Here is a 14,838-nt window from a genome sequence, read left to right as displayed (position 1 = left end):
CCCGTAACATTCGCAGCCGCGCGTAAATGCCTGGCCTTATATAGAGTTCCGAACACCATCGCGTGAAGATCGTCTTTTGCCGAGAATCGCTCTACCGCAACGCATCATTTCATGTTAGAGGTCACTTAAGGTCATTTTCATGACCGCGCATCTCCAGTCAGGGCAGACCGCTCCCATACGGTCTTGCCCTTTTTTCTGTGGGCCCTTCCCGCTTTCAGGTCACGATGAGCCACTCGAACATCTCCGAAGCCCGCCCTGGCGGGGAGAATGAAACCGTTTACACGGCTGCGCCTGCCGTGGTCCTCTCCCCACTTGCCATTGCGCTTATAGAGCTGGCGCTGGCTGCCGGCGGTTTTGGCATCGGTACCGGCGAATTCGCCATCATGGGCCTTTTGCCCGACGTCGCCTCGACCTATGGCGTCACGGTGCCGGAAGCGGGTTATGTCATCACCGCCTATGCGCTGGGCGTCGTCATTGGCGCGCCGATCATCGCGGTTCTCGCCGCGCGCATCACGCGCCGGACATTGCTTCTCAGTCTGATGGGACTTTTTGCGGCTGGAAACATCCTGAGCGCCGTCGCGCCGGATTTTGTGAGCTTCACCATTCTCCGCTTCATCACCGGCCTGCCACATGGGGCCTATTTTGGCGTTGCGGCGCTCGTGGCGGCCTCGATGGCGCCAATCCACAAGCGCGCCCGCGCCGTTGGCCGCGTCATGCTCGGCCTCACCATCGCCACCCTGCTCGGCACTCCGCTCGCCACCTTCTTCGGCCAGCTACTGTCCTGGCGCGCGGCTTTCATGCTTGTCGGCGGCATCGCACTTCTGACGGTGGCCCTGCTTTGGCTGTTCCAGCCGCGTGACAGGGTGGAAGAAGGCGCCAGCGTATGGCGCGAACTCGGCGCCTTCCGCCGCATACAGGTATGGCTGACGCTCGCCATTGCCGCCGTCGGCTTTGGAGGCATGTTCTCGGTCTTCAGCTATATCGCGAAGACCACGACTGACGTGGCGATGATGCCGGTTTCTACGGTCTCCATGGTGCTGGCGCTGTTCGGCATCGGCATGAATGTCGGTAATGTCGTCGGCTCAAGGCTCGCCGATATCTCGCTCAACGGCACGATTGGCGGCATGCTGGCCTTCAATGTGCTTGTCATGGCTGTCTTCGGCATGACGGCGCAGGATCCCTTCATGCTCTGCCTTTGCGTCTTCCTGATCGGCTGCGGTTTTGCCGCCTGCCCGGCCGTACAGACGCGGCTGATGGATGTGGCGCAGGATGCGCAGACGCTGGCTGCCGCCTCGAACCATTCCGCCTTCAACATCGCCAATGCGCTTGGCGCCTGGCTCGGCGGCCTCGTCATCGCCATGGGCTTCGGTTACGCCTCGACGGGTTATGTGGGCGCCGTTCTTTCCCTTCTCGGGCTTGGCGTTTTTCTCGTTTCCGTCACCGTAGAGCGGCGTCAAAAGGCGGCTTGACCCGGCCCTTTCGAAGCTTACGGAAAATTCACAATCGGGCGCTTGACTCTTTCCGGTTTCAGGCGCAACACGGCCTTACGCGCATGCCTTGGGCACGGCGCGGATTTCAACGGAGCATCATTAGATGTCTAGCGACAGTAGCAGTCGATTGCCTTTGCCGAGACCGGCGAACGTGAACTGATCCGACCGCTGTCGGCTCACCACCGCGTTCGCCGTGATCGGCGAATCGACGGAAAGGTGAGCAATCATGAACTTCCACAACCTCTCCCAGAGGGCCAGCAAGGCCGCACGCCTTCTTCGTAGCGGAAATGCCGGCTCCACCACCATTGCCGAACGCGTCGAGCACCTCAACACGCTGGATGTCGGCGCCGCCGCAGCCGCCCTTCTCGCCATGCCGCAGGCAAAGGCCGTCGCCATTCTCGACCGGCCGGAACTGCATGGTGCCGCCGCGATCATAGCCGATATTCCGGTCGAACAGGCCGCGCGCCTCGTCAACCTGATGTCGGACGACCGCGTGGCCGACGTCATGGCGGAAATGGCCGAAGAGCCGCGCGCCAAGCTGTTTGCCCGGCTGGACCGCACCACGGCGCTCTCCATCAAGCACCTGATGGGTTACCCGCCGCGCACGGCCGGCTCGATCATGACCACGGAATTCGTTAGCGTGCCGGACAATTGGACGGTGGAACAGACCCTTTCGCACATCCGCGTCGTCGAGCGGTCGCGTGAAACGGTCTATGCCATCTATGTGCTGGCCGAGGACGGGACGCTAACCACCGTCGTGACGCTGCGCCGCCTTTTGACCGGCGAAGCGGGCGCCTCCATTCTTTCGGTCGCATCCAAGGAAGGCATTGTCTGTGCGAGCCCCCTGATGTCACAGGAGGATGTCGCCCGGCTGATCCGCAAGCACGACCTTCTGGCGCTGCCCGTCGTGGATGACCGCTCGCATATCCTCGGCATCGTCACCGTTGACGACGTGATCGACACCATGATCGCCGATACCACGGAAGACGCCCACAAGTTCGGTGGTATGGAGGCGCTGGGCAAGCCCTACATGACGATCGGCTTTCCGGACATGATCCGCAAGCGCGCCGGCTGGCTCGCAGCACTGTTCCTCGGCGAAATGCTGACGGCCAGCGCCATGCAGCATTTCGAAGGCGAGCTGGAAAAGGCCGTGGTGCTGACGCTGTTCATACCGCTCATCATGTCTTCGGGCGGCAACTCCGGTTCGCAGGCCACTTCGCTCATCATCCGGGCGCTGGCGCTGGGCGAACTGAAGCTTTCCGACTGGTGGCGGGTGCTGCTTCGGGAAATCCCGACGGGCCTGACGCTCGGCTGCATTCTGGGCGCCATCGGCTTCCTGCGGCTCACGGTCTGGCAGCAGGCTGGCTTCTACGACTACGGTGAGCACTGGCTGCTCGTTGGTGCCACGGTTTTTGCGGCCCTCGTCGGTATCGTCACTTTCGGTTCGCTCGCCGGCTCCATGCTGCCCTTCGTGCTGCAGCGTCTGCGGCTTGATCCCGCCAGCGCTTCGGCCCCCTTCGTCGCCACGCTGGTGGATGTCAGCGGGCTCGTCATCTACTTCTCGGTGGCGCTGGTGATCTTGAGCGGCACGTTGCTCTGAAAGACGAAAGGCCCGTTCGAAAGAGCGGGCCTTCTACATTTCGCGGCACGTCATAATCTCTCCTCCGTCATGCCGGACTTGATCCGGCATCCAGCCACGGCGCGTCTGCGCCGTGAGAAGAGTCTTTTGCGATCAATGACTCGATCGCGCTGGACCCCGGATCTAGTCCGGGGTGACGGCGTGCGGATGATGCAACTCTGCCCAAAGCATGGTTCCTGGAAAGCCCCTCACCCACCCGCGTTGATCACGCCCGTTCCCAGCAGCCCCAAAAGAATGACGCCGATGACCACGCGGTACCAGACGAAGGGCATGTAGCTTTTGGTCGAAACCAGCTTCAGGAAAACGACGATAACGGCGTAACCGACGATGAAGGCGATCAGGGTCGCGAGGCCTGTCGGGCCCCAGCCCACCGGATTGTCTTCGCCGATGCTTTTGAACAGCTGGTAGAAACCGGAGCCGAAGACGGCGGGTACGGCGAGCAGGAAGGAATAACGGGCCGCCGCCTCGCGGGTATAACCCAGAAGAAGGCCGGCGCTGATGGTGCCGCCGGAACGCGAAACGCCGGGAATAAGCGCCATGGCCTGCGCGAAACCGAAGAGGATACCATCACGCCAGATCAGTTGGTTGAGCTTGTAGCGCTTTTTCCCGATCCTGTCGGCGACGCCAAGAACGATACCGAACACGATCAGCATCACGGCAGTAATGTAGAGGTTTCGGAGCGAATGCTCGATGGCGTCCTTGAAGAGAAGGCCGAGCAGCACGATGGGCACGGAGCCGACGATGATCAGCCAGCCGAGACGTGCATCGGCCTTGTCATAGGGGCCGAGACGAAGGTTTTGCCGGAGCCAGGCGGCGGCGATCCGCATAATGTCGGACCAGAAATAGACTAGCACGGCCATTTCCGTGCCGATCTGGGTAATGGCGGTGAAGGCAGCGCCGGGGTCGGCGCCGGAGGGCAGGAACTCCCCGGCGATCCTCAGATGCGCGCTCGACGAAATTGGGAGAAACTCCGTAAGTCCTTGCAAAAGACCGAGAAATCCGGCCTCCATCCAACCCATGCTCATGTGCTTTGATGTCCCTGCTGCGAATCGAGATCGCAGCATTATGCATCAATCGGGGCAAATCCGTGTTGCATCGCACCATGAAAAATGATGTCCCGGCACGCGCTCTTACCCGTGATTTCTTTCAGGCCGCCTTCTCCGCCACCTGCGGAAGCTGCGTGTATTTCGCGCCGTTTTTGCAGACGACGTGCGCATCGCCCCAGCTTTTCAGCGCCGAAATCACCGGCCGCATCGTCTCGCCAAGCGGTGTCAACGCATAATCCACGCGCGGCGGCACGACGGGGAAAACGGTCCGCGAAATCAAACCCGCCTCCTCCAGTTCCCGCAGCTGCTTGGTCAGCATGCGCTGGGTGACACTTGGAATATGGCGGCGCAGTTCGTTGAAGCGCAGGGTCCCCTCATTGATGAGGTGATAGAGGATCACGCCTTTCCATTTGCCATCAAGAAAACTCAGGGCCGATTCCACCGGGCAGCCGGGAAAGTTGCCGGTGAGCTTGGCGCGTGGTCGCGACATCACAGTATCCTTTTTGTATGTATCATCACAAAATGTGCATTCTTGCGATCGTTGTTCATATGTATCAAGTAAGAGGCACGCAAACAAGCAAAGGAGACTTTTCATGCGCGCCATCGGTTACAGGACGAGCCAGCCCATCACTGCCGAGGATGCCCTCATCGACATCGATCTGCCCCAGCCGGAAGCGAAGGGACACGACATTCTGGTGGAGGTGAAAGCCGTTTCGGTAAATCCCGTCGATACCAAGGTGCGTCGGAACCAGTCGCCGGAAAACGGCGAGGCCCGTGTGCTCGGCTTCGATGCAGCGGGTGTGGTGAAGGCCGTTGGCGACAAGGTTTCGCTGTTCAAACCGGGTGATGAGGTGTTTTACGCCGGCGTCATCAACCGTCCCGGCTCCAACAGCCAATTCCATCTGGTCGACGAGCGCATCGTCGGTGCCAAGCCGAAGTCCCTGAATTTCGAGGAAGCCGCCGCGCTACCGCTGACCGCCATCACCGCGTATGAGACCCTATTCGACCGGTTGCGGGTGAATGAGCCGGTTCCGGGTGCAGCCAGCGCCGTTCTCGTCATCGGCGGCGCGGGCGGCGTCGGTTCCATCGCCGTTCAGCTTCTGCGGGCGCTGACCGACCTGACCGTGATCGCGACTGCCTCGCGGCCGGAAACGATCGAATGGGTAAAGGAACTCGGCGCGCATCACGTCGTGGATCACAGCAAGCCCATCGCGCCGCAGGTGGAGGCGCTTGGCCTCGGTGCGCCGGGCTTCGTCTTCTCCACCACCCATAGCGACATCCACGCGGCCGACAGCGTGGCGACCATCGCACCGCAGGGCCGTTTCGCCCTGATCGACGATCCGGCTGGCGGTTTCGACATCATGGCGTTCAAGCGCAAATGCATATCCATCCATTGGGAAATGATGTTCGCCCGCGCCGTTTTCCAGACGCCTGACATGATCGAGCAGCACAAGCTGCTCAACCACGTGGCCGAGCTTGTCGATGCCGGCAAGATCAAGACGACGCTGACCGAGGTTTTCGGCACCATCAATGCCGCAAATCTTATCAAGGCGCATGCACTGATCGAGAGCAACAAGGCCAAGGGCAAGATCGTGCTTTCGGGCTTCTGATCGCCGATGAAGCGTTCGCATGGCGAACGCTTCCCTTCCGCTTACGGAGAGGTTCGGGCCGCGCAAAACCGCGCGGCCTTTTATCACTCGTCGTCGGGATCTTCCGGGCACGGCCAGGAGGCGGGCGCCGTCAGGCCATTCGGCAGTTTGGTCTTGGCGTCGCCGCAGGCGATGTCGATCTGTTTCTGGTCAAGGCCGGTGGCCGTGGAAAGATCGACCCCCTCAATCCGAGTCAGCAGCAGGAAGGCGCTGGTGAAATCGACCGGGCCACCCAGCTTCGCGCCACCGAACCGGGCCCGCGACAGGTTGGTGAGCGAGAATTTCGAGCCGTTCAGCGTTGCGCCCTCGAAATCGGCGCGGCCGAGTTCAGCCTTGGTGAAATCCGTGCCGTCCAGCTTGGTGTTTTCGAATTTGGTTCGCTGCATTTCGGCATTCACGAATTTCGCGTTGGTGGCATCGGCGGCGGAAAAATCGCTTCGATAGGCTTCCACCTTCGTCAGATTGGCGCCCTGAAGGTTCGCCTCGCCAAGGGCAGCGCGGATGAGCTTGGCCTTCTCAAGGTTAGCGCCCTTCAGCGACGAACCGCGCAGATCCGTATAAGTGAAATCCGTACCGTAGAGCATCGCCGAGTCAAGATTGCTGCCGCCCAGCATCAGGAGGCGCTTGTTGCATTCGCGCCAGTCTATGCCGGCCATGGCATCGGAACGACAGCTCGCGGCAGCCACCGGATTGCCAGTGAAAGAAAAGGCAGCCATCGCAAGCGCCGCGACGCTGCCAGCCAAGCCTGTCTTCCGCACGATATTCAGCCTTTGAAAGCCGGACATTCCTTCACTCCCTGCCGTCTGGCGACGGCACCTAGGACCATATGCACGTTCAAGGCGTTATCGCATTCACTGCCCGCGATCCACAGGCCACATGATGCTACAACGCCCCAACATCCTATATGTAAGAAATCGAAGAGCAATCCACAAATACTGACGGGAAAGAGGGCAATGGCGCTGCTCTGGTGCCGTGGCAGACACAATGAACCAGGCGGACCGACGAGCTGCATGACCGCGACGAGCTTTCGCCGACGGAAACGGCGCTCCGCAGAGTATCCGTCCACCTATCGTAAAATCACCGTTGCAGATGCTCGGGACAAGCCCGAGCATCATGAGGCAAGATCGCTTCACCGTCACATGTTGGCGTAAACCGGCCCCTCGCCGCCCTGCGGCGGCACCCAGTTGATGTTCTGGTTCGGATCCTTGATGTCGCAGGTCTTGCAGTGCACGCAGTTCTGGGCGTTGATGACGTAGACTTCCTGGCCGTCCTTCTCCACCCACTCATAAACGCCGGCTGGACAATAACGGGTGGAGGGACCGGCAAAGACGTCGTGTTCGGAGCGCTTCTGCAGCTCCATGTCCTTCACCTGAAGATGGACCGGCTGGTCCTCTTCATGGTTGGTGGACGACAGGAAGACGGAGGACAGGCGGTCGAAGGTCAGAACGCCATCCGGCTTCGGATAGGCGATCGGCTTGTGTTTGGAGGCGGGCTCCAGGCTCTGCGCATCCGTCTTGCCGTGCTTCAGCGTGCCGAAGAAAGAGAAACCGAACAGCTGGTTCGTCCACATGTCGAGACCGCCGAGGCCGACGCCGATGAGCGTGCCGAACTTCGACCAGAGCGGCTTGACGTTGCGGACCCGCTTCAGGTCCTTGCCGATATCGCCTTCACGCCATTCGGCCTCGATCTCGGTAACCTCGTCATGGGCGCGGCCGGCGGAAATCGCCGCGGCGATCTTTTCCGCCGCGAGCATGCCCGAGAGAACCGCATTATGGCTTCCCTTGATGCGTGGCACGTTGACGAAACCGGCGGAACAGCCGATCAGCGCGCCGCCCGGGAAGGTGAGCTTCGGCACTGACTGGTAACCACCTTCCGTGATGGCGCGCGCGCCATAGGAAATGCGCTTGCCGCCCTCGAACGTGTCGCGGATCGCCGGATGCGTCTTGAACCGCTGGAATTCCTCGAAGGGATAGAGATAGGGGTTCTTGTAATTGAGATGCACCACGAAACCGACGGCAACGAGGTTATCTTCCAGATGATACAGGAAAGAGCCACCGCCGGTCTTGAAACCCAGCGGCCAGCCGAAGGAGTGCTGCACGAGGCCCTGCTTGTGCTTCTCCGGCTTGACCTGCCAGAGCTCCTTGATGCCGATGCCGAATTTCTGCGGCTCGCGATCTTTGGACAGGTCGAATCTGGAAATCAGCTGCTTGGCGAGCGATCCGCGCACGCCCTCGCCGATCAACACGTATTTGCCGTGCAGTTCCATGCCGCGGGTGAAGTTCGGGCCCGGCTCGCCATTCTTCTCGATGCCCATATCGCCGGTGGCAACGCCGATGACAGCGCCTTCGTCGTTATAAAGCACTTCCGTGGCGGCAAAGCCCGGATAGATCTCGACGCCGAGCCCTTCCGCCTTTTCCGCCAGCCAGCGACAGACGAGGCCAAGCGAGACGATGTAATTGCCATGATTGTTCATCAATGGCGGCATCATGGCGTTCGGCAGGCGGATGGAGCCCGCCGGCCCCAGGAACAGGAACTGGTCGTCCTTGACCTCGGTCTTGAAGGGATGCCCCTCCTCTTCGCGCCATCCCGGCAGCAGCCTGTCGATGCCGATGGGGTCGACCACGGCGCCGGAGAGGATATGGGCACCGACTTCCGCGCCCTTTTCCAGCACGACGACCGAGAGCTCCGGCTCCACCTGCTTCAGCCGGATTGCGGCGGCAAGACCGGCCGGACCCGCACCGACGATCACAACGTCGAATTCCATCGCTTCGCGTTCGGGCAGTTCCATCGCTTCCGTCATTTCCATCCTCTCAGATCGCCGGTCCCATCCGGCTGTTGTTATCGTCTTTTCCACACCTGCGACGCACCGCCTGCGCCGGACAAAAAGTCCATCCGCGACACCGTATCCATCAGCATCCGTCTTTGCAAAGCGGCACGCCTTTGTCGAGCTTCTATAGCGGCAAAACATGTCGCACGCCAGTCAATTGTCAGACAACCTGATGATTGTTTATTACTTTTACGTTCACGTAATAATGAGGATATGATCGACGGGGGAATGCGTCAAGGGTTGCGGGCATTGGGCAGGCATAGCCAGCCTATAATCAGGCGGCCAAAAGCGATTGATGGGCGGGCCGATCGCATGACAAGGGAGATCGCGACCGCATCTGCGTCAATATGGCCGGTGTCGGACGCAGCGGTTTTGAGCTAATATTCCCAAGAAATATATCGTCACGTCATAGCTGGAATATCTGAAATGTGGGACTTCTTCCCTATCGTCTTCTTGCCGTTCAAAATTCTCGTATTGGGAACGGGCATGTTCTTCGCCATCAAATGGCATCATGATCAGGCGAAGAAGGAAAACGAAACCAAGGGACCGTGAGCGCCGCCAGTTTTAAAGGCGCGGGCCACTTGGCCCACTCCCGGGGACGAAGCAGACCTTGCTTTCCACACCCCGCTCAAACAGCCCATTCTTCATCCGTCGTGAACACGATCGTCAGCCAACGGTCACTCCCCTCGCCGCCTATCGCTTCGCCGATCTCGTCGCGGATCGCATCCCATTCCTCAAGGCGCCGCGGTGGCCAGTTTCTGGGAACGATAAAGAAGAGTTCGATCTGGCGGCCGCGGCCAACCCGGGCCACATAGGAGTAATGCGAGGAAAAGCCGAACTTCGCCACGACCTCCCCCGCCACCCTGTCGACATGCTGTTTGAACTCCAGCGGGGTGACAAGAAGTATGTCGGCCAGCGCCTGTTTCACATTGCCGAGCGGCATGGGAATGATGACGAGGCAGACCAGCGCCAGCACGGCCGGGTCGACATAGGGCGACAGCCATGCCTGCGACGTTCCCGTCAGCCCGTAACCGATGGCGAAAGCGATGAACAGCGCCACGCTCAGCAGCGCGCTCATCAGCCAGCTTTTGGCGTCCAGCGCCACGAAGGCGGATTTCAGCCGTTGGTTCTGCCGTTTGACAAACCATGCCATGGCGAGCGAGACGGCGAAGCTGACGAAGGTGACGATGATGGCGTAATCGAACTCGATCGACCGGCCGCCATCCATCAGGCTGTCGATGGCATTGATGAGCGCGTAAATCGCCGCCCCCATCAGAAGCGTGCCGTTGAGGCCGAGCACCATTGGCTCCAGATGCCAGAAGCCCATGGTGAAGCGCTCCACCAGCCGGCCGCCCGGCCTGGGTGCCGCGGCGGCGGCGATCAGCCGCGCCACGAGCAATGCGAGCACCGTCATGAAAGCATCCGTCAGGGCGTAGACACCGTCGAAGACGACCGCGAAGGAGCCGGAAAACAGGCCCGCCCCGATGCCGAACAACGCCAGCAGAACCGTGACGGCAATCGAGAATTTCAGCAAAGATTGTTCTGTCATGACACTTGTTCGACCTTCAAAACCGGGCCCGCCTTCACAGGGGGATTTTGCTTTTCCTCGAATCGAGAAAACGCCTAACTCTTTGTTTCGGCGCATTTCCAGACGGAAAACCGGGGTCCACTTTTCCTGGAAATGCTCTATAAACACCACATGCAGCACTCACAAGACAGGACAAAACCCATGGATTTCGGCATTTCCGGCAAACGCGCCCTCGTTCTCGCCTCTTCACGCGGCCTCGGGCTTGGCATTGCGACGGCGCTGGCAAAGGAGGGTGCAAATGTCCTTCTCGTCGGCAGGAGCGGTGAAAAGCTGGAAGCGAACTGCAAGGCCATCAACGCCCTTGGCAAAGGCAAGGCCGACTGGGTTTGGGGTGATCTTGCCGACGACAATTTTGTCGAGGCCATGGTTCAGGCCGTCAGGGAAAAGCTCGGCGGCATCGACATTCTCGTCAACAATACCGGCGGCCCGACGCCGGGCCTCGCTCAGGAGATGACGGCGGAGAAGCTGGATACATTCTTCCAGTCGATGGTGCTGCGGGTCATCACGCTGACCAATGCGCTTCTACCCGGCATGAAGGAGCAGGGTTTCGGCCGCATCCTCACCGTCGCCTCGTCAGGCGTATTCGAGCCGATTGCCAATCTCGCCCTTTCCAACACGTTGCGCGGCGCGCTTGTGGGCTGGAGCAAGACGCTGTCCTCCGAAGTGGCCGGTTTCGGCATTACCTCAAACCTGCTTCTGCCCGGCCGCATCCACACCGACCGCATCGATGAGCTCGATGGCGCCAATGCAAAGCGTCTCGGCAAGAGCATCGAGGAAATCCGCGAGGCCTCGGTCAAGAGCATTCCCGCAGGCCGCCTCGGCACGGTGGAGGAGTTCGCTGCCGCCGGCGCTTTCCTCTGCTCGGTGCCCGCAAGCTACATCACCGGCACGATGCTCAGGGTGGATGGCGGCGCGGCAAAGTCGAACTGACGACTGGGTGCTGTCACGACGCCGTTCCGTAAACCACGTAGCGGTTCCGCCCGGTATTCTTGGCTTCATAAAGCGCGGTATCGGCGTGGCGCAAAACGTCACTGGTACTCTCCCCGGGATTGGCAAAGGCGATCCCGGCGGAGCAGCTGTAGCGAAACTCGGGCATGTCGCGCAGAGGGGCTGCATCGGCCAGTGACGACAGGAGCTGGCGCATCAGGCTTTCGGCGCCGTGCATGCGCGAGCCACTGAGCACCAGCAAAAACTCTTCCCCGCCAATCCTGCCGAGAAGGTCGTCACGCCCGGCAGCGGCGGACAGTCGTCCTGCGAAATCCTTCAGCACGAGATCGCCGTAGGCATGGCCGAAGCGATCGTTGACGCTCTTGAAGTGGTCGATATCCATGATGATGACGGCGAGCGCCTGCGCCTTGTTGGGCCCAAGCAGGTGGTTGAGCGCATCCATGGCGTAACGCCTGTTTCCGAGCCCGGTCAGCTCGTCGCTCAGGGCGGATTTCAGCGCCCTGTCCCGCTCCTGGCGCAGATCGCGCAATTCGATGCCAAGTTCGGAAACATCGGTGACGACGCATAGCATCCAGCCGCCCGGCAGCGTGGTCTCGGTCGTCAGCATCCAGCGCCCGTCATTGAGACTGGTCTCAATGGTCCGGAACGGCAGCTTGCCGCGCCTCGTCTTGGCCGAGCGCAGCCAGAGTTCGAAATCCGATGTCTCGATGGCCGTACCGGTCGCGTTGCGAAAACCACTGCGCATCAGTTCCACCCAGCTCGGGAAATCGCGCTGTCCGATACCGAGCGCGGCGCGGAAGGCGCTGTTGGCGAACCGCAACTCATCGCTGCCATCAAACAAAGCGTATCCCTGCTGCGATGCTTCCAGGAGGGCCATGAGCTGCCGGAAGAAAACGCCCATATCGCCGTGAACGACACCGGTATCGTCCGGCGCTGCATCCTCCACTGCATGCTGGCTGATTTTGTGGGGCATATAATTTCCAAAACTAAAAACGACCGAAAACCAAATACAGCATGTCCATATGGACATTCCGAAATTTAATAAATATTTACGCGAGACAGCAAAATGGATACATCTTCAATCCGGTTACTTCGACAAAGCTGACTTTAACAGAATTCCCTTAAAGCCGTCGCCTAGAACTACACTGTTCTTTCTTAAAGGAATTGTAATCCCGTTTACCATGCGTTGCCAGGATTGCCGCAACTTTGCGACTGGCGCGCGGGCACGGGCGTTCGACCGAAAAAAGACCCACGGCGCTTGCCATTCCGCCCGCCCTGTGCAATCAACCGCCCTCCTCTGACATCGGGGTGCCAAGAGCATCCCTTATTTTCACGCCGGGCCATCCAAGGCCGGGCGGGTTCTTCTATCGACACAAGGAATATGGCGATGACGCAAAAGCGGGCTCTCGGCCTCGATTTCGGCACGACAAATACGGTCATGGCTCTTTCCGACAATGGCGGCGCAAGCCATTCCATGCGCTTTACCAGCAGCGCCGGCACGGATGACAGCATGCGCACGGCCCTCTCCTTCATGAAGGACGCCGGCCTCGGCGCGGCCGCCCTGCATGTGGAGGCGGGCCACGCCGCTATCCGCCAGTTCATCGACAATGCCGGCGACTGCCGTTTCCTGCAATCGATCAAGACGTTTGCGGCGTCACCGCTGTTTCAGGGCACGTTGATCTTCGCCAAGCGGCAGAGCTTCGAGGATTTGATGGAAGTGTTCCTGCGCAAGCTGAAGACCTATGCCGGGACGGAATGGCCCGATGATGTATCGACTGTCATTGCCGGCCGGCCGGTGCGTTTTGCCGGCAGCAATCCGGACGAGACGCTGGCGCTTGCCCGATACAACGAGGCGCTGAGCCGGGCCGGTTTCCCCGAAATCCACTATGTCTATGAGCCGGTGGCGGCCGCTTATTATTTCGCGCAAAGCCTGAAGAAGGACGCCAACGTGCTGGTGGCGGATTTCGGCGGCGGCACCACCGACTATTCGCTCATCCGTTTCGAAACCCATGCCGGCAAGCTTTCCGCCACCCCCATCGGCCATTCCGGCGTCGGTGTTGCGGGCGATCATTTCGACTTCCGCATGATCGACAATCTGGTGTCGCCGGAGATCGGCAAGGGCAGCAAGTTCAAGAGTTTCGACAAGGTGCTGGATGTGCCCTCCGGCTATTACGTGAATTTCGGCCGCTGGAACCAGCTGTCGATCTTCAAGACCTCGAAGGAATTCACCGATCTGAAGTCGCTGGTGCGCTCGGCGCTGGAGCCGGAAAAGCTGGAAATGTTCATCGACCTCGTTGAGCATGATGAGGGCTACCCGCTCTATCAGGCTATTTCCGCCACCAAGATGGCGCTCTCCTCGGCGGAAGAAGCGGAGTTCAACTTTGCGCCGCTCGGCAAGGCCGGACGCAAGATGGTGAAGCGCAGCGATTTCAACAGCTGGATCGCCGAGGACCTTGCCAAGATAGAAGAAGCGCTCGACGAGGTTCTGGAAAAGACGCAGGTTTCGCCAGATGCGATCGACAAGGTGTTCCTGACCGGCGGAACCTCCTTCGTGCCGGCGGTGCGGGAGCTTTTCACCCGCCGTTTCGACGCCGACCGCATCGAAAGCGGCGGCGAGCTGCTTTCGATTGCCCATGGCCTGGCCATGATCGGCGAAAGCGGCGATATTCAGCGCTGGACAGTGTGATTTGCGGGTTCCCCGGGCGGGGAACATGGGGTAATTTCCGCCCATGATCGCCGCTCAAGACCTCTCCCCGGCCGAACTCGCCGCCCTCCTGCATTTCCATGCGGATGCGGGCGTCGACTGGTTGCTGGAAGAGGCGCCCGTAGACCGTTTCGCCGAATTTGCCGCCGCCCGCCCTGCCCGGTCCGCGCCTGTTCAGGCGGCGGCGACATCTGCACGGCAGACTGAAAGGCCCGCGGATCGCGGCGCCGATGTGCCGCAGCGGCAGGGAGCAACGCGCAGTGCTCCCGCGCGCGGAGCGCCGGCAAGTCCAGCCGTTCAGCAGAATGTCGCCATGCCGGATGAGCAGGCGGTGGCAGCGGCGCGTTTTGCCGCAGAAAGCGCGAGATCGCTTGCCGAACTGAAAACCGCGCTCGAGGGTTTTTCGGGGTGCAACCTCAAGAACAGCGCCCGCAATACGATCTTCACCGAAGGTGACGCTTCCTCGGGCATCATGGTCATCGGCCCCATGCCGGATGCGGATGACGATCGCGAGGGCCTGCCCTTTGCCGGCAAGACCGGCCTGCTGCTTGACCGGATGCTGGCGGCCATCGGCCTTGAGCGCAGCACCATCATGCTCGGCAATGTGGTGCCGTGGCGGCCACCGGGCAACCGCCCGCCGACCCAAGCCGAAATGGATATCTGCCGCCCCTTCATTGAGCGCCAGATCGCCCTTGCGGAGCCAAAACACCTGTTGCTTCTGGGCAACTTTACCGCACGTTTCTTCTTTGGCGGCACCGGCACGATCCATACATTGCGCGGACAGTGGCGTGATGTCGCAGCCGGACACCTTGTTTTGCCGGCGCTCGCCAGCCTGCACCCCCAGGAACTATTGAACGCGCCGGCCAGTAAGTCCTTGGCATGGCAGGATTTATTGATGTTTCGGGCAAAGATCGCCGAAGGCTGATTGCCTCATTCCTGCTCAATGT

Annotated in this window: 13 protein-coding genes; 7 read left to right on the top strand and 6 right to left on the bottom strand. The window is 60.5% G+C overall.

Annotated features, from left to right (window positions below; genetic code table 11):
* The first annotated feature begins 224 nt into the window (after window positions 1-224).
* Entirely contained in the window at window positions 225-1,469 is a 1,245-nt protein-coding gene (locus K7A42_RS18275) for an MFS transporter (protein ID WP_004440856.1), read from the top strand.
* Window positions 1,470-1,716: 247 nt separating this feature from the next.
* On the top strand, window positions 1,717-3,090 hold the full coding sequence (gene mgtE / locus K7A42_RS18270; protein WP_004440855.1) for a magnesium transporter: 1,374 nt from the start codon (window positions 1,717-1,719) through the stop codon (window positions 3,088-3,090).
* A gap of 227 nt (window positions 3,091-3,317) precedes the next feature.
* Here mgtE and K7A42_RS18265 read toward each other — a convergent pair whose 3' ends face one another.
* Window positions 3,318-4,154: an undecaprenyl-diphosphate phosphatase gene (locus K7A42_RS18265; RefSeq protein WP_022555883.1), complete on the bottom strand. Its 837-nt coding sequence runs from the start codon at window positions 4,152-4,154 to the stop codon at window positions 3,318-3,320.
* Between the two features lie 121 nt (window positions 4,155-4,275).
* The gene (locus K7A42_RS18260; RefSeq protein WP_004440851.1) at window positions 4,276-4,665 is read right to left on the bottom strand and encodes a winged helix-turn-helix transcriptional regulator; all 390 of its coding nucleotides are present in this window, start codon (window positions 4,663-4,665) and stop codon (window positions 4,276-4,278) included.
* Window positions 4,666-4,768: 103 nt separating this feature from the next.
* On the opposite strand from K7A42_RS18260, the gene K7A42_RS18255 reads away from it, so the two are divergent.
* Complete coding sequence (locus K7A42_RS18255; RefSeq protein ID WP_282455675.1) at window positions 4,769-5,785, top strand: zinc-binding alcohol dehydrogenase family protein; 1,017 nt, start codon at window positions 4,769-4,771, stop codon at window positions 5,783-5,785.
* Between the two features lie 83 nt (window positions 5,786-5,868).
* Here K7A42_RS18255 and K7A42_RS18250 read toward each other — a convergent pair whose 3' ends face one another.
* A complete protein-coding gene (locus tag K7A42_RS18250; protein ID WP_004440847.1) occupies window positions 5,869-6,609 on the bottom strand; it encodes a pentapeptide repeat-containing protein in 741 nt (246 codons plus the stop codon).
* 350 nt (window positions 6,610-6,959) lie between these two features.
* Window positions 6,960-8,624 carry an electron transfer flavoprotein-ubiquinone oxidoreductase gene (locus K7A42_RS18245; RefSeq protein WP_077986878.1) on the bottom strand — a complete coding sequence of 555 codons (1,665 nt, stop codon included), beginning with the start codon at window positions 8,622-8,624 and terminating at the stop codon, window positions 6,960-6,962.
* A gap of 453 nt (window positions 8,625-9,077) precedes the next feature.
* Here K7A42_RS18245 and K7A42_RS18240 point away from each other — a divergent pair, with 453 nt between their 5' ends.
* Window positions 9,078-9,203 (top strand): hypothetical protein, encoded by a 126-nt coding sequence (locus K7A42_RS18240; protein WP_004440843.1) that lies wholly within the window; start codon window positions 9,078-9,080, stop codon window positions 9,201-9,203.
* Between the two features lie 76 nt (window positions 9,204-9,279).
* On the opposite strand, the gene K7A42_RS18235 is transcribed toward K7A42_RS18240, so the two are convergent.
* The gene (locus K7A42_RS18235; protein WP_004440840.1) at window positions 9,280-10,200 is read right to left on the bottom strand and encodes a cation diffusion facilitator family transporter; all 921 of its coding nucleotides are present in this window, start codon (window positions 10,198-10,200) and stop codon (window positions 9,280-9,282) included.
* A gap of 180 nt (window positions 10,201-10,380) precedes the next feature.
* Here K7A42_RS18235 and K7A42_RS18230 point away from each other — a divergent pair, with 180 nt between their 5' ends.
* Window positions 10,381-11,169: an SDR family oxidoreductase gene (locus K7A42_RS18230; RefSeq protein WP_004440837.1), complete on the top strand. Its 789-nt coding sequence runs from the start codon at window positions 10,381-10,383 to the stop codon at window positions 11,167-11,169.
* 13 nt (window positions 11,170-11,182) lie between these two features.
* Here the strand turns inward: K7A42_RS18230 and K7A42_RS18225 are convergent, their stop codons facing one another.
* Window positions 11,183-12,160: a GGDEF domain-containing protein gene (locus K7A42_RS18225; protein WP_282455674.1), complete on the bottom strand. Its 978-nt coding sequence runs from the start codon at window positions 12,158-12,160 to the stop codon at window positions 11,183-11,185.
* 414 nt (window positions 12,161-12,574) lie between these two features.
* Between K7A42_RS18225 and K7A42_RS18220 the strand changes: the two genes are divergently transcribed.
* Window positions 12,575-13,873 (top strand): Hsp70 family protein, encoded by a 1,299-nt coding sequence (locus K7A42_RS18220; protein WP_004440833.1) that lies wholly within the window; start codon window positions 12,575-12,577, stop codon window positions 13,871-13,873.
* A 43-nt stretch (window positions 13,874-13,916) separates the two neighbouring features.
* The gene (locus K7A42_RS18215) at window positions 13,917-14,816 is read left to right on the top strand and encodes a uracil-DNA glycosylase (protein WP_006699367.1); all 900 of its coding nucleotides are present in this window, start codon (window positions 13,917-13,919) and stop codon (window positions 14,814-14,816) included.
* The last annotated feature ends 22 nt before the right edge of the window (window positions 14,817-14,838 follow it).

The sequence above is a fragment of the Agrobacterium sp. InxBP2 genome, assembly GCF_026191755.1.
In the GTDB taxonomy this organism is placed as follows: domain Bacteria; phylum Pseudomonadota; class Alphaproteobacteria; order Rhizobiales; family Rhizobiaceae; genus Agrobacterium; species Agrobacterium pusense.
Note: the sequence above shows the minus strand (reverse complement) of the source record. Positions and strands in the feature narration are given on the sequence as shown.

What these genes read in the sequence shown, in the direction of transcription:
- K7A42_RS18220 (WP_004440833.1), top strand. Translation starts at nt 12,575, where the DNA reads ATGACGCAAAAGCGGGCTCTCGGCCTCGATTTCGGCACGACAAATACG.
- K7A42_RS18265 (WP_022555883.1), bottom strand. Translation starts at nt 4,154, where the DNA reads ATGAGCATGGGTTGGATGGAGGCCGGATTTCTCGGTCTTTTGCAAGGA.
- K7A42_RS18255 (WP_282455675.1), top strand. Translation starts at nt 4,769, where the DNA reads ATGCGCGCCATCGGTTACAGGACGAGCCAGCCCATCACTGCCGAGGAT.
- K7A42_RS18225 (WP_282455674.1), bottom strand. Translation starts at nt 12,160, where the DNA reads ATGCCCCACAAAATCAGCCAGCATGCAGTGGAGGATGCAGCGCCGGAC.
- K7A42_RS18245 (WP_077986878.1), bottom strand. Translation starts at nt 8,624, where the DNA reads ATGACGGAAGCGATGGAACTGCCCGAACGCGAAGCGATGGAATTCGAC.
- K7A42_RS18235 (WP_004440840.1), bottom strand. Translation starts at nt 10,200, where the DNA reads ATGACAGAACAATCTTTGCTGAAATTCTCGATTGCCGTCACGGTTCTG.
- K7A42_RS18250 (WP_004440847.1), bottom strand. Translation starts at nt 6,609, where the DNA reads ATGTCCGGCTTTCAAAGGCTGAATATCGTGCGGAAGACAGGCTTGGCT.
- mgtE (WP_004440855.1), top strand. Translation starts at nt 1,717, where the DNA reads ATGAACTTCCACAACCTCTCCCAGAGGGCCAGCAAGGCCGCACGCCTT.
- K7A42_RS18230 (WP_004440837.1), top strand. Translation starts at nt 10,381, where the DNA reads ATGGATTTCGGCATTTCCGGCAAACGCGCCCTCGTTCTCGCCTCTTCA.
- K7A42_RS18215 (WP_006699367.1), top strand. Translation starts at nt 13,917, where the DNA reads ATGATCGCCGCTCAAGACCTCTCCCCGGCCGAACTCGCCGCCCTCCTG.
- K7A42_RS18275 (WP_004440856.1), top strand. Translation starts at nt 225, where the DNA reads ATGAGCCACTCGAACATCTCCGAAGCCCGCCCTGGCGGGGAGAATGAA.
- K7A42_RS18260 (WP_004440851.1), bottom strand. Translation starts at nt 4,665, where the DNA reads ATGTCGCGACCACGCGCCAAGCTCACCGGCAACTTTCCCGGCTGCCCG.
- K7A42_RS18240 (WP_004440843.1), top strand. Translation starts at nt 9,078, where the DNA reads ATGTGGGACTTCTTCCCTATCGTCTTCTTGCCGTTCAAAATTCTCGTA.